Source organism: Chryseobacterium oleae (assembly GCF_900115055.1).
GTDB lineage: Bacteria > Bacteroidota > Bacteroidia > Flavobacteriales > Weeksellaceae > Chryseobacterium > Chryseobacterium oleae.
The window spans coordinates 560,742-578,146 of sequence record NZ_FOVD01000002.1 but is presented as its reverse complement, the minus strand read 5'-3'; the positions used below and the strand labels follow the sequence as shown (position 1 = coordinate 578,146).

Here is a 17,405-nt window from a genome sequence, read left to right as displayed (position 1 = left end):
ATCTATTTTCAGTTTGTTCATTTTCATAAAGTGACAAACAAAAAAAGACCATCACTGACAGTCTTCTTAAGTTATATTGTACAATCCTGTAATTTAAGGATCCTTTAAATGATAAAAGGTTTTTATCTGGTTCCCCTTACTCTGGTGGGCAAAGTGTATACAGATTTTGAAGCGGTGATGAATAAAACATCATTGTTTTCACCTCCGAACGTCACATTGGAAGTCCATTCCTCTTCAATGGGAATATGGTACAGTTTCTTTCCGTGACGGTTAAAAATATGCACTCCTTTTCCTGTCAAATAGAGATTTCCGTGCTTATCAAGCGTCATTCCGTCTGAACCCATCTCGCAGAACAGTCTTCTTTCTGATAACTTTCCATCTCCAAGAATGTCATAAACATAGGTTTTTCCGGCATCGATATCTGAAATATAAAGTTTTTTAAAGATCTCGCTTCCCACAATTCCGTTGGGCTGCACAAAGGTTTCCATCTTAATGGTTTTTCCATCCTTTGTTCTGTAATAAAGGCTTTTATGTGCAATTTCTTGTTTGAAATTTATCCAGTAATCCCTTTGGTACAAAGGATCTGTAAAATACATTCCCCCGGATGCATCATTCCACACATCATTGGGGCCGTTGAGTCTTTTTCCTTCAAAACCTTTCAGGATGACTTCTACTTTTTTATCTTTCGAAATTTTCCAGATCTCCCCTTGATCGTCAGAGCAGGTGATGAGGTTTCCGTCTTTATCGAAGTGAGTTCCGTTGGCTCTGCCTGTCTTTCCCAAAAACTCTATGACCTTATTGGTTTTCCAGTCCCAGTAATAGATTTTGTCATTAGGCTGGTCAGTGAAATAAACATTTCCATGTTGATCCGAAGACGGTCCTTCTGTAAAAGTGAATTGATCCGACACTTTCTCCGGTTGTACATCTTCATAAAACATTTTGTTATAATTTACTGATTGACAGCTTACCAATGCGAAAACCAAACCAATCACACTTATTCTGCATATATTTTTCATTCTTCAACTTTAAGGCCTTCAAATTTACAATTTGTAAAATAAGATTCCCTTTGTTTAAGGGGTAAAAATTCCATTAGTTTTTCAGAGTTCCTTTTAAATAATTAATTCCAGCTTCAAGCTGAGAATCAAACTTCACAGGATATAAGGTATCATTCAGGTTTCTTTCTGCAAAAATATGCGGCTTAATCCCGACTCCTATAAATTCTTCACCATCCGGCAGGGTCACTTTTTTGGTACATATAATGGCAGAGCCACTTCCCGGCAGTTCTATCTGAAGAGGCTGGCCGGTACTTCCATTGGAGTAGTCGCCCACTCTGGTTATATTTTTCTGATTATAGAGATAAATTAAAAAGTCTTCGGCAGCTGAAGCCGTTAAAACACTTGTCAGCACAACGGTAGGAACGTTCAGCTTTTCTACAGGCTCTATCACCTGAGGTTTGTATTCAAATTCATGAAACTTGCTCCCTGAATAGGCCTTAAACAAATCCGTGGTTTCCTGCTTTGAAAGTCCCCACTCAGTTTTTCCGGCGATTGTATCTTTTGGTGTAAGAAAGGAACCAAGGGCTCTTTCTGTCGGAATGATCTTCCGGCTGTAGTTTTTTGCCCCATAAATGGTATCTCCTTTGACGAAATATTTTGCAATATTTTTTGAGTTTTTCGAACTGCCGCCGCCGTTATTTCTAATATCCAGAATAATTCCTTTTGCATTCCTAAGTTCAGCCATCCTGGATTCGAAATCTTTCACAACGGAAGAGTTCTCAAAGCTGCTGATCTTTACATAGGCAATATTATTCTTCAGCCATTTGAATTCAAAAAGCGACTGATTGGGCAGAGCTTCAGGATTGACAGCCGTTTCCTCCGTTTTTGAATGGGTAAGATGCAGCTTTCTGATGTCTCCTTTCGGAGTTTTTATTTCCACGTCGTAAGTGTCTCCATTGACTCCTTCCAACAGATTCACCCCTGCTTTAAAATTGAGATAACTCACGGTAGAAGAGGAAATGTAAGGCTTAACGAATTTATCCTGATATTCAGCTGTAGACAAGCCGTTCACTGTAATAATCTCACTTCCGAGCGGAATCTCTTTTTCTTTGCTTTTATTGGTCCCGATAACATAAACCCTTCCCTGTACATTCATCAGAAAAAGCCTGTATTCTCCAAACATAGAAACCATGATCTTATTTTCGATATCCTCCGGAAAATACACCTGTGTATGTCCGTCTTTTAAAACAGCACATAATTTCTTAAGTTCTTTATAGTATTGGTAATCGTTTTCCGTTTTCTGGATGTTTACAATAGCTTCCCTGTAAGCTTTATCCCATTTGGGCTGATCTGTTTTGTACAGATAGACAAAATTGTATTCCACATCGCTCCAGAATTTAGACAATCCATAGATTTTCTCATTGAGCGTCAGTTTATTTGGAATCTGAGCCGATAATGCTGAACCAATGAACAACAGGAGGCATACGATAGAAATTTTATTTTTCACGGATATCTTGTTTAGTAAAACCCTCCAAAGTGGAAAACTTTACAAAAAATAAAATGTAAATCTGTCTTCCCCCGGGTAGGGCTAAACTACGAAAAAAAAGAATTGAAAACCCTGGATTTCAACTACTTCTAAAATATATAATAATTTTTGGGAACAATCATCTCTGCGACAAAGCATAATGTCCCAATTGTCCTATTTTGGAAGCAGATGGTATTAGTTAAAAAACAGTTTTATATAGACCTTTGTCATGGTAAGATCAACACTCCTTTTTCCTTTATAAAACTGACTGAAAAAACAGCTTGATCCGGCCTCAAATATCACCTTAATACTTTTTTAACTTAACAAAAGTACCGCAATGAGTGCAGAATCAGGCAACAGCCAATTTGTAGAAATAGAAAACGATACGTTTAGGAATTCGGTGGGAACCATGGACGAAACGGGCAAAAGAAAATGGGTCTTTCCACGAAAACCAAAAGGAAAATATACCAACTACAGGAATTATGCGAGCTACGTTATGCTTGCTATATTTTTCGGGCTGCCATTTGTAAAGATCAACGGTAATCCATTTCTTCTGGTCAATGTGATCGACAGGAGGTTTTTCATCCTCGGACAGCCGTTTTACCTTCAGGATTTCTTTATCCTGGCGCTGGGAGCAGTTACTTCTGTGATCTTCGTTATGCTTTTCACTGTCGTTTTTGGAAGAATATTCTGTGGATGGCTGTGCCCGCAAACCCTTTTTATGGAGATGGTATTCCGGAAGATTGAATACCTGATCGAAGGTGACAGAAACAAGCAGATGAAGCTGGACAGACAGGAATGGGACGCTGAAAAAATCAGAAAAAGGCTGTTAAAATGGTCTGTTTTTGCCTTAATTTCACTGATCATCGCTCACGTTATGTTCATGTACATTGTAGGATACGAGGAATTGTTCCGGATTATGAGTGAAGGGCCGCAGGAGCATCCCCTGAAATTCATTACCATGATATTTTTCACCATGACGTTCTATTTTGTTTTCGCGTGGCTACGTGAGCAGGTATGTACACTGGTATGTCCCTACGGAAGACTTCAGGGCGTACTGATCGACAAACAGACGATCAATGTCTATTATGATTTCAAAAGAGGAGAAGGCCGTTCAAAATGGAGAAATAATGAAGACCGTAAAGCAGCAGGAAAAGGGGACTGCATCGATTGCCATCAGTGTGTCGTAGTCTGCCCTACCGGAATTGACATCAGAAACGGACAGCAGCTGGAATGTGTGAACTGTACAGCCTGTATAGATGCCTGCGATGAGGTGATGGAGAAGGTAGGACTTCCAAAAGGACTGGTCCGATATGCTACAGAAGCAGAAATTGAAAACCAGGACAGTTTCAAATTCACTTCAAGAATGAAAGCGACGACGGTGTTTTTAGCCCTGCTCATCGGATTCTTAGGCTTCCTAATGTATGATCGTGGCTCTATGGAAGCAAAATTTATTAAACCAGCGGGTTCTACGTTCTTTATCAAAAACGGAAAAATCACCAATACTTTTATTTATACCCTTTTAAATAAATCCAACGAGAAAAAAATCCTGACCATTAAAGTCATGACTCCGGCGCATGCAGAAATCAATTATTTCGGTTCTGAAAAGATCATCCTGAAAGGTGACGAAATTCTGAAAGGAAACATCAATATTACCTTCCCTGAAGAAGATATTAAATTCTCGAAACAAAATATGGTTATCGGAGTCTTTGATGAAAAGGGAGAAATGCTGGATTCATTTGAGACGACGTTTGAGGGGCCGTTTAAGCTTATGTTATAGATGTCAGATGTCAGATTTTAGACTGGAGATACGAGATAAAGGATGAGTGAGCACATGTCTTGCCTCTGATATCTGAAATCTGACATCTGATATCTAGTATTTTAAACCTTGTATTTTCTCATAAACTGAGTAGGAGTCATTCCGGAGCTTTTCCGGAATACTCTTACAAAGTAGGAATATTCTTCATATCCAAGTCTGAAAGCAATTTCCACGAGACTTTCATCGAGATACATCAGCATTCTTTTGGCTTCCAGAACTACCCTTTCGGTAATGACATCGGTTGCTGTTTTCTGAACAACAGTCTGTGCGATCCGATTCAGGTGCTTGGGCGTAATTCCCAGTAATGATGCATAATGGGATATTGATTTCTGCGTTGTAAAATGCTGCTCTATCAGATTTTCGAAATCCTGATAATGTTTAAAATAAGATAGGCTGGCAGAAGAAGAACGGATATCAATATCTTTCGAAAACAGTCTTGTTGCATTGATAAAAACCTGTGACATCAAAGAAAGAATAAATCCTTCTTTCATCAGATATTGAGACTGATGCTCTTTTCCAAGCTCCTGAAATAAGCTGTCTGTTTTCATCAATTCTCCGGCATCAAGCTGCAGTTTACGGGGAAAAGATACGGAACCGAAAAAGGGAAAATTCCTCAATTTCTGGCTTACATAGTGCATTTCATAAAACTCCTGTGAGCAGAAAAAAATATATCCGTCAATATCTTCCGAAAGTTCCCAGCTGTGGATCTGTCCCGGAGACAGGAAGAAAAGACTTCCTTCAGACACCTCGTATTTCTGGAAATCGATCTCATGAGTCCCTTGTCCTTTTGTAAAGAGAACAGCCGCATAGAAATCGTGGCGGTGTGGTTTTTCAATATGACGATGACCTACCACCAGATGTTCTTTCATGGTATTGAAATAAAAATCTGACGTATTCCTGCCGGACTGGAAAAGCTCGATATGAAGAACAGAGATAGAATTCATTCTGATAATAGACGGATGGTAGTTATTGTATAAAAGTACTGCAAAAAGAGAGACAACACAAATGGGCATAAAAAAGGACCGGTTTTCACCAGTCCTTAATTCATAAGCTATGCATCTTTTATTTGATCACAAGCTTCGTATTGTAAGCTCCTTTTGAAGAAGTGATGCTGATCACATATACTCCTTTCGGAACGTTCACATTAAATTCTTTGGTACTGTTACCTTCACTCTGGTAAGCAGATGAGAATACTATTCTTCCGCTGGCATCAAACATTCCTACTTTCACTTCTCCTTTTAAGTTTCTAGACTTAATGAAGAAATTACCGTCACTTGGGTTAGGATAAATCTTAATATCATCTGCTAATGGAGAAGAAACCTCATGGGTTCCCAGCGTCTGGGTTTCTCTTGTACATACTTCCAGAGACCATGCTGTAACGGTTCCTGTACTTCCAGGATTGTTATCTGTAGCAAAAAGTTTCCATTCTCCCTGAGCTTTATGTCCTTTGAATATCGCTAAGGATTCATTGGACCTCGTTTCTCCCGCAAGAGGTGATGCACACGCTACCACACTGCCCGCCTCACTGAATGATCCGGTAATTCCTGACTGCCCGGAGCATTGTCTGTTCCAGACAAGAGCCGAAGATCCAACAGGACTTTCAATTCCTATAGCGAGCTGACTGATGTTCGGATGGGTAACAGACGGAGTCACTTTTATTTTAGTAATGGTTCCCGTATTGTTGACCATTAAAGGAATGTTGATTCTCGGGGCTGAGATACCTCCGCCGCCAGGGCTATCTGTAATGGCAACAGCCGGCCCATTATAAGTATATGTATTACAAGTTTCACCTGTTACATTATAATCGATAACAAAACTTGGGCTTACCGCATAATAGACATTTCCTACTGACTCTACCAAAATATAGGCATTGGCGGAGGTAGATCCAGCCGGTATGGTTACCTGCTCACTTCCATCATTGGCAGTATTGGCTGATATAGTTGTGAAAGTTTGTCCACCGTCTTTAGATAGCTTAATATTAACATTAGCTGTACTTACAGGGGCTTGATTGGTATTGGCTACATCCCAGGTCACATTAATGGCTCCTCCTGAAGCTAATGATTGCCCGAATATTGGGGCTGTCACCTGAAAAGGACCGGAAGCTGCATCCACTGTTAGTACCGTGGCATCTTTGGAAACCTGTGGCTGCGCCGGACTGTTGTTTCTTACGGTAGCAGCAAAATTAAGGCTTCTGGCTACACTTGAAACCGATTCCCAACGGGTAGATAAAACACCTGCCAGTACTTTATTGAAATCAGGGAAATATCTTACCGGAGAACTTATCGGAGTAAAAGATCTGAAAGTAGGTCCTGTAGGTTTCGCAGGATAAGCTGACGAAATATCCCCTGCCCCGATCTGAGCTGCTGCAGCCTGATCCGCCTGTTCCCAGGTATACGTATAAGAAGCGGTATTGGCATCTGCTGAGGTTGCTTTCAGTACAAATGGGGTAGATTTAGGAATGGTATAATCTGCACCGGCATTAACATCCGGAGCAGGGTTTGCAAAAGGTGTATTAACCCCGCAGACAATACTGTTGATTTTATTTTTAATCTGGGTAACACTGTTGGTATGGAAATAATCATTGGAATTAAACTGAACATCAGAAGCCGTTGTAATTCCTGTGTATGCCATTATTGTACTGCCGCTTCCCGGTTCCACTCTCTGATCCGCCTGTGCAGATCTGTAGGTATAAGAGTGTCCCGCACCCAGCTGGTGTCCCATTTCGTGAGCTACGTAATCTATATCAAACTTATCTCCTTCCGGAAAATTATGGGCAGTCCATCCGGCTCCTTTTGAATTGTTGTTGCAGATAACGCCTACACCGGCAGATCCGTTACCTCCTTTTTTATCTATTAAATGACCCATATCATAATCCTCAGGAGCGATCCTTGCTGAGATCTGAGCATGAGCCTCGTTCGGGCCCCCATTTGTGTATGGATCTCCAGCCGGATCTAAAAATATGATGGTGTCGTTATTAGCGATCAGGTTAAAATGAAAAGACAGGTCTTTTTCAAAAACACTGTTCAGTCTTGTCAGTGATGCATTCATTGCAGCAAGAATCACTGCTTTTTTTTCGGCATCTGTGGCCGTAGCAGGAGTACCTGCAGCCGTTAAATGATATTGTGCATATTCTCCCGTACAGGATAATGCCAATTTGAAAATATTAAAACCTGCTGTTTTCTTATTGACACTTTCGTTTTTTTTTTCAGTGGCATTTTTCTCTGCTCCCTCTATCACAGAGCATTCAAAAGGTTCTTTATCCTGACCTCTTCTCGCGTTGGAGTCGAAAACCGCATATACGGTTCTGTCTTCGGTATAAGGTTCAATGAATTCTGAAAGACCGGATCTGGTGATCATGGATGAAAATCCTACAGGCGACATACTGAATCTCAGATATACAGAAGGATCATCTACCCCGGTTCCTACGTAGGATTTGATATCCGGATATTTTTTCTGAAGAGCAGTATCCATATTGGAAGATTCCCAAACCTGAAATTTTTCAATTTTACCTCCTGCTGTAGGAAGTGACACAATCACTCCTTTAGATCCGGAAAAACGGTCGGAAGCACCTCTCAGTGAGTTCTTAAGTTGATTAGCATCTAAAGAATACAAAGCCGAGTATTCCAGTTTTTCCTGGGAGGCCTTGACTTTCTGCGTCCTCACGGAAGTTTTAGTCCATTGAGCAGCTCCTAAAAAAGGAAGAAGCACCATGGAAAGGAAGAAGTAGTTTTTCATAAATTAATATTTTTTAGCGTAAGCCAAATTAACGAAAAATAATAACATAAAAGGTTCATTTTATGATAATTATACACCGAATCCTCAAAGCAAATCCAATATTAATCATAATCTTTAATTTTATAAAAAAAATACATATAATATTCATAATTATAGAAATTATTACTTTCACTGCTACACTACGTCTATCTTGATTTAAAAAAACATTCCTATTATAATGATTTAGCCGCGCATATTTGCATCAGAGTTTAAAAAATATTTATCTTTGGCTTTTAGGATTCATACAATGAAGATAAATTTACCTGACAAACTGTATTATTCAATAGGAGAAGTGGCAAAGGCTTTTGATGTAAACACCTCACTGATACGGTATTGGGAACAGGAATTCCCCATCATTAAACCTAAAAAGAACAAAAAAGGTAACCGTTACTTCACTCCGGAAGATATTAAAAACCTTCAAATGATCTATCATCTGGTCAAGGAAAAAGGCTATACACTGGATGGTGCAAGAATCGCTCTGACTACCAACAGTAAGATTTCTGAAACCGTGACCATTATTGACCGTCTTGAATTTATAAAGGCTGAGCTTCAAAAACTGAAAGCTTCCCTCGCAGACAGAGATTCTGAATAAATAGACTACATTATAAAAAGCATCTTTACTAAGGATGCTTTTGTTTTTTTATGGCCTTGTTCTCTTCACAATTTCTTCAAATCATTCTATCCGAAAAACATTCAAGTGTAAATTAAAAACTATTCATAAGTATTTGTTGTACAAAACGATGCATTATACTTTCCTCCATTGCCCCGATTTATTTTTATTGTTAAGTTTACGGGATGATGAGAAAAAATGACTACCGCAAACTGGCATTGATGGGAATCTTGATGATCGTTCTTCTTGCCTTTCAAAACTACACCGGCAGGGAAAAAGAGATATTTCCTGAGGTTAGATTTATTACAGAAACTTCAGTTCCCTTGAATCTGACAGACTTTGATCCTAATGAACTGGATGCAAAACAGTGGGAACATTTAGGATTTTCTGAAAAACAGGTGGCTACCCTTCTTAATTATAAAAAAATCATAGGAGGTCAGTTTAGTTCGAAAGCCCAATTTAAAAAATGCTACGCCGTTTCTCGTGAAAAATTTGCAGAGCTGGAATCTTATCTGTTACTTCCTGAGACGGCCAAAGACCATTCTTCTGGGAAGTTTAAAAATTATGAAAAGAAAGAGATCATTGTCTCCCGAAAGTTCAATCCGGATGGACTTTCCACTGCTGATTGGGTGAATATGGGCTTCAGTGAAAGGCAGGCCGAAGCCATTCTAAAATATAAAAATTATTTAGGAGGAAGCTTTGTCAGCAAGGAAAAATTCAAAGAATGTTTTATCATTTCCTCTGAAAATTATAACAAACTGGAACCTTATGTACTACTTCCTGAAAAAACTCCTAATGATTTCAAAAATTCAACTAAAAGTTATACTGTAAAATCTAACATTCAATACCGCAATTTTGATCCGAATACAACAGATTCAGAGGGCTGGAAGGATTTAGGGTTTTCGGAAAGACAGGCTCAAACGATTGTCAACTACCGTGACAAAAATCTTAGGGGAAGCTTTAAGACATTGGAAGATCTTCAGAAATGTTTTGTTATTTCCTCAGAGAAATTTCAGGAGTTAAAACCATACATTAAACTCAACCTTACTGTGGACAAAAAACAGGAAACTGATTTTTCAAAAATTGATTTAAATACGATTACATTCAAGCAGTTGCTCGAATTTGGTCTGGATGAGAAAAGTGCCGGATCAATGATTGGCTTCAGAAAAAAACTGAGAGGTTTTGTCAATAAACAGCAAATTTTAGATACCTATAATATTGATAAAGATTTGGTTCAAAAATTAATTTCTATGGCTCCGCTAGATGTCTCAAACGTTCCTAAATATGCTTTAACAGAAGCCCCTGAAGAATGGCTGAAAGATCATCCCTACTTCAAATATTCTGCTGACAAAATTATATTCTACCGGACTACCTACCATGATGATAAGAAAATTCTGAAGCTTTTAAAATTAAAGCCCGAATATGAGGAAAGAATGAAATTATATTTAAAATAATCGGAGGAAAAGTTATGAGTTATGAATGATCAGTTATGAGTTTCGGGGTGATTTTGGTTGTCAGTTTTTTGGTTGTCAGTTGCTAGTTCGTAGTAATTAAGCCGATGGATAATCGCCTCATGCTTAATATTTATTATCTGGCATCTTGTTTCTTAGCTCTTGACTAAAATCAAAGGACTATAACCTCAACCTTCGGCAGAGTTCCTAATCCCTACAACCTGCTACCTAATATCTGCTACCTGCTCCCTAAAATTCACCATTTACATTTTTACTCCCAGTTGAAAACCCCTTATCCCGAACTCAGGCTATTTTACATCTTAGTGGTGCATGTAGCTGCCGGGACCATTGGTACCTTCAATTGATTCGGGCAATATTCCATATTTGGTGCGTAAATCGACAGTACCTAAGGTTTTCCCTGTCTCTATTTCAATGACACTAATGGTGCCGGAATTTAAGTTAGGAATATCCAGCAGGTTATTTTGTACTGCTACCACTTCTTTTCCTTTTTTGGTTTTAAAGAAAACCATATGATGTGCTCCTTTGTCTGCGGTAAGGGTTTTTAAAAGTTTGAGTTGAGGAAGATTACTGATATCAAAGACCAAAACTTTTCCAGGATCTGCAAAACTTACATAGAGCTTGCTGTTATCATCAATATACATTTCGAGTGTCCAACCTAATCCCTGCGTGCTTCCGTCAAAAATTTTACTAAAAGCATCATACTTCTTGGTTACAGCATTGTATGGAGCGATCCAGATATCACCGCCCAGCATTGTCGTTGCAAGGGCATATTGTGGAAATTTCCCACGTAGCAACAGAACCTCGACTGGACTGGACATATCCGTTTGCGAGTCTGCTACCAGATAGGTCTCTTTTAATTCATAGGTATTCATATCTAATAAAGTACAGGTGTTTCCCATTCCGGTAGTAAGATCCGGGTGAATGGTTGAGGTGACCATCATGATGCCTTTTTCCTCATTAACGGAAATACCATGCGGGTACATAATAAATTGATTTGGATTGTCTTGAATCGGAGCTTTAATAGTTTTGATAAGCTGGTTATTATTGGCATTAAAAACACCTATACTCCCATCCTTTGGTCCTCCTGCCCCTCCCATAAAAGTCATAAAATATCTTCCGTCATTAGTAAAAAACAAATTTTCGCCTACTTTATTCTCACCTGTATCAATAGGTGTTGCATTCACTAATTGTGGCTGTCCGTTTTTATCTTTTTCCGTTTTTATCTGGTAAAGATAGCTTCCTCCTAAAGCAGTAGTGTATAATTTGTTCGCAGTCTGATTATAATAAAGATGATGAGGCAGGACACCAACGCCTAGCTCAAGTTTGCTGCTGATATGTCCAAAATTGGGAGCTTCAGGATCGAGCTCAATGACAGCTATTCCATCCGGTAATCCTTTCAGGCTTCTGTAATCAATGTAAAATGTAGAATCGTGCGGGAGATCCGGATTATGGTTATCATTTTGGCAATTTGAAAATGCTAATAAAATAACAAAGGAAAGTGGATTAAACTTTAATTTCATGGTTTCCAGGTTTTTAGTGGTTATCAGTATAAATATATGACATATCCACCAACAAACTAAAAATATTACACCAATGTGTGAATTTTATTAAAATACAACACTTTAAACATTTTTTCCATTGCTTTTCTTCACATAGATCACAGCTCTAATTTGCCTGACCAAAACAGGAATAAAAAAAATAAGCAGGAAAATATTCCCTGCTTACCTTTTTATTATTTATCATATGATCTTAATCGATTGTTTTGACAGAATCAGAAAGGAGATTATTAAGCGAACTTAGTTCCTCTTCTGTAAGCTCACGCCATTTTCCAACGGGAAGATCCAGTTTGATGTTCATGATACGGATACGTTTCAGTTTTTTCACTTCATAACCAAGGTATTCGCACATTCTGCGGATCTGTCTGTTCAGTCCCTGGGTAAGAATGATACGGAACGTCATATCATCGATTCTTTCCACATCACATTTTTTAGTGACGGTATCCAGAATAGGAACCCCATTCCTCATTTTATCAAGGAATTTAGGAGACATAGGTTTGTCAAGGCGTACGATGTATTCTTTTTCGTGGTTGTTTCTTGCTCTGAGGATTTTGTTTACAATATCGCCGTCACTGGTCAGCAGTATTAACCCTTCACTCGGTTTGTCCAGCCTTCCGATCGGGAAAATCCTTTTCTGGTAGTTGATATAGTCTACGATATTGTTTTTTTCACGTTTGGTGTCTGTGGTGCAGACAATCCCCACGGGTTTATTAAAAGCGATATAAACAGGCTTATCCTGCGGCTCACGGATAGGTTTCCCATCCACTTCCACCACATCTTCATCGGAAACTTTTGTACCCATCTCAGGAACCTTTCCATTAATCGTAATTCTTCCTTCTTCCAAAAGTTTATCTGCAGCTCTTCTTGAACAGTAGCCTACTTCTGATAAATATTTATTGATGCGCGTTTTTTCCATTAGTCTTCTCCGTAACCTGTATAATTTTTATTGCTGAAAATGGTAACTCCATAGCTTAAGCCAATGAAAAAACCATTTGATTTCCCGTTGAGCTGATGTCCTTCAAACGTAATTCCCCCTTCCTGGCTCATTCTTTTTGAATAAGAAACCATGATTCCAAGCCTTGCACCCCATAATTCAGAATTTGAAATTGCTGAATGATTAAGCTGCTTTCCGTAATTTAAATCAATATAAAAAGGACGGTCTCCCGGGCTGAATATGATCTTCGGCTGGATCATCCAGTATACCAGATGATAATTGTCTTCTATAAAACTGTATTTCAATCCGGTTCCAATTGCAAAGTTAGGAAGAAAATTGTAACCACCAATGGCTGTAATGCCATATGTCATTTTACCCACTCGTTTGGGCTCGATATACTGCGAATTGCTGAACTGATTATCTTTAGTCTGAAGATTCAGGCCTATATTCAATGACGGGTTCACGTAAAACCCCATTTTTTCTTTCTTTGTCTCTGTTTCCTGCGAAAAAAATACTGCGGAAAATAAGAGTCCTGAAATCAGGAGTAAATTTTTTATCATAAGCCTTCAAATCTGTATTCGTTTTCCAGAAAATCAGTCGTTGCATTTTCAATGGTATAATCTCCGATCTTTGTACGTCTGAGCTGAGTCAGATAAGCCCCTACTCCCAGTTCCTGCCCGATATCATGAGCCAGACTTCTGATGTAGGTTCCTTTTGAACATCCTACTGTAAAGCTGACCAAAGGAAGATCGATCTTAATATCATTGATATAGAAAATCGTCGTTTTTCTGGATTTCATTTCCACTTCTTCGCCTGCTCTTGCCAGATTGTAAGCTCTCTGTCCGTCTATCTTGATCGCTGAATATACAGGAGGTTTCTGCTCAATTTCTCCAACAAATTTTCCCAATGCCTCATTGATCTGCTCTTCTGTGATGTGGGAGAAATCCTGCTGAAGAATTTCCGGTTTTTCCGTATCATAGGATTCTGTCTGAACGCCTATTTTGATCTCGGTCCAATATTCTTTGGGAGCATCCTGAATTTCAGGAATTCTCTTGGTGAATTTTCCACAGCAAACAATAAGAAGCCCCGTAGCTCTCGGGTCTAAAGTTCCAGCGTGGCCTATTTTAAATTTCTTGGGAAGATTAAACTCTCTTTTGAGCTTATATTTCATTTTATTGACAGCCTGGAAAGAAGTCCAGTCCAGAGGCTTGTCCAATAAAAACACATATCCTGATTGCAGTTCTTCAGCTGTCATTATTCTGTAATTTCGGTGATACTTACTAAGCTGGGAAGCTTATTGACTCTTTGTTTGCAATCGGGACCGTTTTCTACATTCACAAAGCATTTTTTATCTCCGATGAAGTAGTAGATGTTGTGAAACGGATATACAGAACTATTCGGAACAATATTTACAGTATAGTTTTCCGGTAAATTAAATTTATAGCTGGTCTTATTAATCGCTGTAATTTTCTGGCTGTAACATTTTCCTTCCTTGGAATACTCCATAAAAGCTTTGTGATCCAGTTTTTCATCCGGAACAAGTTCTTTACAGATCAGTAAATCCTGGGCTGTAGCAGTCTTCTCTTTAAGCTCTACCACAAACTCTATCCTTTCTTTCGTATTATTTTTAACGAACAGCGTATGTGCAGGAGTGCACGAAGCAATTAATCCGGAAAAAGCCAGTATTTTTAGAATATTATTTTTCATACTCTTACTTAAAGAAATAGAAATAAATCAACAGAGCAACTCCTACGAAAATACGGTACCAACCCCAAGGCTTGAAACCATATTTGTTCAGCACTCCGATAAATGCTTTAATCGCGATCAGTGCGACAATAAATGCGACAATATTTCCAATCACAAAGATCATGATGTGATCCTGAGAGGCCATGATCATTTCATATCCTTTCTGAGGATGAGCAGTTTCTTTACCCCATGTTTTCAGGAAAACGGAATAAACCGTCACCGCCAGCATCGTTGGAACAGCTAAAAAGAATGAGAATTCTGCAGCGGCCTTTCTGGTAAGCCCCTGGGACATTCCTCCGATAATGGAAGCCGCACTACGGCTGGTTCCAGGCATCATCGCAAGACACTGCCAGAAGCCGATGGTAATGGCACTTCTTATCGTAATGCCCTTTTCATCATCAATTCTGGGATTTTTAAACCATTTGTCTGCAAAAAGAAGCACCACTCCTCCCAGTACAAGGACTGAAGAAATAGCGATCTGGTTTCCAAGGATCGCTTCAATTTTATCATCAAACAAATACCCCAAAACCAATGCAGGAACAACAGCAAAAGCAAGTTTATAATAGAACTGGATATTTTTCAGATCAAAGAACTTCTTCCAATACGCCACCACCACAGATAAAATAGCCCCAAACTGAATGGAAACCTGAAACATTTTCAGAAATTCATCATCCTGAAGGCCCAAAAGGTTGGCCGTAAATCCCATGTGTGCTGTGGAAGAGATAGGAAGATACTCGGTAAGTCCTTCAATAATAGCAATAATAATCGCTTTGATTAAATCCATAATATTGTAAAAATTAAAAGATTAAGAGATTTTGAAATCCAGATGTTTCCGAATTCCTTAATCTCTTAATCCTTAAATAAAGTTTGTATTTATTTTCTTTTTAAAATAGCGTACACTTCTATGACGAAGCCTATCACTATGAACAGTGGCGCAATTCTGATCCTCCGAATGGAAAAAATATCGTCATTCCATGAATTGGGATCAAATTTACCATCTACGGTATTAGCATCAGGCCCCATCATCAGCAGGAATCCCACTACGATAAATGCCAGACCTATCAGCATCCACTTGAAGTTCTGCTGCCCGAAGTAAAAGGTACTTTCCTGTGTAACTTCGGTTTCTTTGCCAAACTCTGAAGCGGCCAGTTTATTTGTTTTTTTGCTCATTATTAAGAGTAATATAGATCGTCAACGTTTGATTTTAAGAATCTCCATGTAGCGAAAATGGTACTTAGGACGGAAATAAACACCCCTACTCCAAGTACTAAAATAACTAACCAGAAGTACTGATTATTGTCCTGCACGAAAGCCGAACCAATCTGACTTGTGAAATAATACCATACGCCTCCAAGCGCCAGAAGTCCAATTGCAGAACCGATAGCACCTAAAATAACAGCTTCGATGATAAACGGCTTAAGGATAAACCTTCTTTTTGCCCCAACAAGCTGCATGGTTTTGATGATAAATCTTTTAGAGAAGATCTTCAGCCTGATGGAGTTGTTGATCAATACGACAGCCAGGATCAGGAAGAGAACGGAGAATCCTAAGATCCACTTTAAAATCCTGCTCAGGTTGTTATAAACATCCACCATCAGCGTACTGTCATTTTTCACATCCACGATACCCGGAACAGATTTGATTATTTTAATTGCACCGTCTATTTTCGCTGGGTCTACGTATTCAGGCTTTAAAGCCACCTCAATAGATGAAGGGAAAATATTTTCTTCAAAAAGCGCATCGCTGTCTATCCCCATGGTTTTCTTGGCTTCTTTTGCCGCCATATCCCTTGAGATGTAGGTCGCTTTTTTTACAGGAGCTAACGTCTGTACCTTTTTAAAAGTTTCTTCCTCCAGTTTTGCAATTTTCACAGAATCTTTCGCGTCATAGTTTTCATCAAAATAAGCATTTACTACCAACTGTTCTTTGATATAGTCAGAATATTTCTGGGCATTGATTAAAATAAGCCCCATTAATCCTAACAAAAATAACACTAAGGCAATACTTATTACTACTGTAATATTGCTGGACCGAAGCCTTTTCTTATTAAACTCATCTACAGATTTAGCCATTAATATTAAAATTTTTGGCTAAATTAGAAAAAAACTTCCGAAATTTGGGACGAAATTGAGAAAATCAATGTTAATAAAATCATAAAAAACTTTGAGTGTAAAAGCAAAAAAACATCTTGGACAGCACTTTCTGACAGATGAAAATATCGCGAGAAAAATCGTGGAAGGTCTTAGTTTTGAAGACTATAAAAACGTCATGGAAGTTGGTCCCGGAATGGGAGTCCTCACCAAATATCTGCTCGATAAGGATCAGACGATCTACCTTGCCGAGATTGATACAGAATCTATTGAATACCTGAAAAAGAACTATTCAAAGATTACAGAAAACACTTTTGTAGGCGATTTTCTGAAACAGGACTTCAATTTTATCAATGGAGAGCAGATAGCGATCATTGGTAATTTCCCGTACAATATTTCTTCACAGATCCTGTTTAAAATAATTGATTATTACGGACAGGTTCCTGAAATGGTAGGCATGTTCCAGAAGGAAGTCGCAGAAAGAACGGCCGCGGTGCCGAGAACTAAAGATTACGGTATTCTGTCTGTCCTGATTCAGGCGTATTACGATGTGACCTATCTGTTCACCGTACATGAAAATGTGTTCAATCCACCTCCGAAAGTAAAGTCAGGAGTCATCAGACTTACGAGAAATCCTAAAGAAGGTTTGGCCGGGAACGAGGTTCTTTTTAAACAAATCGTGAAAGCAGGATTTAATCAGAGAAGAAAAAAACTGTCAAATTCCCTGAAAATACTGAACATTCCTGAGGCTTTAAAAACCCATGAATTCTTAGACAAAAGAGCGGAAGAGCTCAGCGTCATGGATTTTATTGGCTTTACCAATCTCTGGAAAGAAAATCAGTAAAGTCTGTTTCAAAAAACAAAAAAGCCTTTCAAGTTCTCTT

Annotated in this window: 16 protein-coding genes; 4 read left to right on the top strand and 12 right to left on the bottom strand. The window is 38.7% G+C overall.

Features of this window, described 5'->3' with window-relative positions:
- Positions 1-122: 122 nt before the first annotated feature.
- Entirely contained in the window at positions 123-1,016 is an 894-nt protein-coding gene (locus BM143_RS09670; protein ID WP_090024285.1) for an SMP-30/gluconolactonase/LRE family protein, read from the bottom strand.
- 73 nt (positions 1,017-1,089) lie between these two features.
- Complete coding sequence (locus BM143_RS09665; protein ID WP_090024284.1) at positions 1,090-2,502, bottom strand: S41 family peptidase; 1,413 nt, start codon at positions 2,500-2,502, stop codon at positions 1,090-1,092.
- Positions 2,503-2,857: 355 nt separating this feature from the next.
- On the opposite strand from BM143_RS09665, the gene ccoG reads away from it, so the two are divergent.
- Complete coding sequence (gene ccoG / locus BM143_RS09660) at positions 2,858-4,300, top strand: cytochrome c oxidase accessory protein CcoG (RefSeq protein ID WP_090024283.1); 1,443 nt, start codon at positions 2,858-2,860, stop codon at positions 4,298-4,300.
- A 101-nt stretch (positions 4,301-4,401) separates the two neighbouring features.
- Here ccoG and BM143_RS09655 read toward each other — a convergent pair whose 3' ends face one another.
- Both BM143_RS09655 and BM143_RS09650 read right to left on the bottom strand, forming a co-directional pair.
- Positions 4,402-5,352 (bottom strand): AraC family transcriptional regulator, encoded by a 951-nt coding sequence (locus BM143_RS09655; RefSeq protein WP_228430745.1) that lies wholly within the window; start codon positions 5,350-5,352, stop codon positions 4,402-4,404.
- A 49-nt stretch (positions 5,353-5,401) separates the two neighbouring features.
- Positions 5,402-8,074, bottom strand: coding sequence for a reprolysin-like metallopeptidase (locus tag BM143_RS09650; RefSeq protein ID WP_090024281.1), 2,673 nt, complete (start codon positions 8,072-8,074; stop codon positions 5,402-5,404).
- A gap of 286 nt (positions 8,075-8,360) precedes the next feature.
- Here BM143_RS09650 and BM143_RS09645 point away from each other — a divergent pair, with 286 nt between their 5' ends.
- Both BM143_RS09645 and BM143_RS09640 read left to right on the top strand, forming a co-directional pair.
- Positions 8,361-8,705: a MerR family transcriptional regulator gene (locus BM143_RS09645; protein WP_034704939.1), complete on the top strand. Its 345-nt coding sequence runs from the start codon at positions 8,361-8,363 to the stop codon at positions 8,703-8,705.
- A gap of 203 nt (positions 8,706-8,908) precedes the next feature.
- Entirely contained in the window at positions 8,909-10,177 is a 1,269-nt protein-coding gene (locus tag BM143_RS09640) for a helix-hairpin-helix domain-containing protein (protein WP_090024280.1), read from the top strand.
- A gap of 317 nt (positions 10,178-10,494) precedes the next feature.
- Here the strand turns inward: BM143_RS09640 and BM143_RS09635 are convergent, their stop codons facing one another.
- The 8 genes from BM143_RS09635 to BM143_RS09600 all read right to left on the bottom strand — a co-directional run bounded on the left by BM143_RS09635 (position 10,495) and on the right by BM143_RS09600 (position 16,503).
- Positions 10,495-11,715, bottom strand: coding sequence for a YncE family protein (locus tag BM143_RS09635; protein WP_090024279.1), 1,221 nt, complete (start codon positions 11,713-11,715; stop codon positions 10,495-10,497).
- A gap of 229 nt (positions 11,716-11,944) precedes the next feature.
- The gene (gene rluF / locus BM143_RS09630; protein WP_090024278.1) at positions 11,945-12,667 is read right to left on the bottom strand and encodes a 23S rRNA pseudouridine(2604) synthase RluF; all 723 of its coding nucleotides are present in this window, start codon (positions 12,665-12,667) and stop codon (positions 11,945-11,947) included.
- A complete protein-coding gene (locus BM143_RS09625) occupies positions 12,667-13,245 on the bottom strand; it encodes a hypothetical protein (protein ID WP_090024277.1) in 579 nt (192 codons plus the stop codon). The genes rluF and BM143_RS09625 overlap by 1 nt, the downstream gene beginning before the upstream one ends.
- Positions 13,242-13,940 (bottom strand): tRNA pseudouridine(55) synthase TruB, encoded by a 699-nt coding sequence (gene truB / locus BM143_RS09620; RefSeq protein WP_090024276.1) that lies wholly within the window; start codon positions 13,938-13,940, stop codon positions 13,242-13,244. The genes BM143_RS09625 and truB overlap by 4 nt, the downstream gene beginning before the upstream one ends.
- Positions 13,940-14,392 carry a hypothetical protein gene (locus BM143_RS09615; protein WP_090024275.1) on the bottom strand — a complete coding sequence of 151 codons (453 nt, stop codon included), beginning with the start codon at positions 14,390-14,392 and terminating at the stop codon, positions 13,940-13,942. Before BM143_RS09615 ends, truB begins: the two co-directional genes overlap by 1 nt.
- A gap of 4 nt (positions 14,393-14,396) precedes the next feature.
- Positions 14,397-15,215: an undecaprenyl-diphosphate phosphatase gene (locus BM143_RS09610; protein WP_090024274.1), complete on the bottom strand. Its 819-nt coding sequence runs from the start codon at positions 15,213-15,215 to the stop codon at positions 14,397-14,399.
- An 89-nt stretch (positions 15,216-15,304) separates the two neighbouring features.
- Entirely contained in the window at positions 15,305-15,601 is a 297-nt protein-coding gene (locus BM143_RS09605) for a DUF3098 domain-containing protein (RefSeq protein ID WP_034726444.1), read from the bottom strand.
- Between the two features lie 2 nt (positions 15,602-15,603).
- Positions 15,604-16,503 (bottom strand): cell division protein FtsX, encoded by a 900-nt coding sequence (locus tag BM143_RS09600; RefSeq protein WP_034726445.1) that lies wholly within the window; start codon positions 16,501-16,503, stop codon positions 15,604-15,606.
- Between the two features lie 91 nt (positions 16,504-16,594).
- Here BM143_RS09600 and rsmA point away from each other — a divergent pair, with 91 nt between their 5' ends.
- On the top strand, positions 16,595-17,365 hold the full coding sequence (gene rsmA, locus BM143_RS09595; RefSeq protein WP_090024273.1) for a 16S rRNA (adenine(1518)-N(6)/adenine(1519)-N(6))-dimethyltransferase RsmA: 771 nt from the start codon (positions 16,595-16,597) through the stop codon (positions 17,363-17,365).
- The last annotated feature ends 40 nt before the right edge of the window (positions 17,366-17,405 follow it).

Bases quoted from the DNA above. Each gene is read 5' to 3' on its own strand.
- BM143_RS09670 (WP_090024285.1), bottom strand. From the start codon at position 1,016: ATGAAAAATATATGCAGAATAAGTGTGATTGGTTTGGTTTTCGCATTG.
- ccoG (WP_090024283.1), top strand. From the start codon at position 2,858: ATGAGTGCAGAATCAGGCAACAGCCAATTTGTAGAAATAGAAAACGAT.
- BM143_RS09655 (WP_228430745.1), bottom strand. From the start codon at position 5,352: ATGCCCATTTGTGTTGTCTCTCTTTTTGCAGTACTTTTATACAATAAC.
- BM143_RS09650 (WP_090024281.1), bottom strand. From the start codon at position 8,074: ATGAAAAACTACTTCTTCCTTTCCATGGTGCTTCTTCCTTTTTTAGGA.
- BM143_RS09645 (WP_034704939.1), top strand. From the start codon at position 8,361: ATGAAGATAAATTTACCTGACAAACTGTATTATTCAATAGGAGAAGTG.
- BM143_RS09640 (WP_090024280.1), top strand. From the start codon at position 8,909: ATGATGAGAAAAAATGACTACCGCAAACTGGCATTGATGGGAATCTTG.
- BM143_RS09635 (WP_090024279.1), bottom strand. From the start codon at position 11,715: ATGAAATTAAAGTTTAATCCACTTTCCTTTGTTATTTTATTAGCATTT.
- rluF (WP_090024278.1), bottom strand. From the start codon at position 12,667: ATGGAAAAAACGCGCATCAATAAATATTTATCAGAAGTAGGCTACTGT.
- BM143_RS09625 (WP_090024277.1), bottom strand. From the start codon at position 13,245: ATGATAAAAAATTTACTCCTGATTTCAGGACTCTTATTTTCCGCAGTA.
- truB (WP_090024276.1), bottom strand. From the start codon at position 13,940: ATGACAGCTGAAGAACTGCAATCAGGATATGTGTTTTTATTGGACAAG.
- BM143_RS09615 (WP_090024275.1), bottom strand. From the start codon at position 14,392: ATGAAAAATAATATTCTAAAAATACTGGCTTTTTCCGGATTAATTGCT.
- BM143_RS09610 (WP_090024274.1), bottom strand. From the start codon at position 15,215: ATGGATTTAATCAAAGCGATTATTATTGCTATTATTGAAGGACTTACC.
- BM143_RS09605 (WP_034726444.1), bottom strand. From the start codon at position 15,601: ATGAGCAAAAAAACAAATAAACTGGCCGCTTCAGAGTTTGGCAAAGAA.
- BM143_RS09600 (WP_034726445.1), bottom strand. From the start codon at position 16,503: ATGGCTAAATCTGTAGATGAGTTTAATAAGAAAAGGCTTCGGTCCAGC.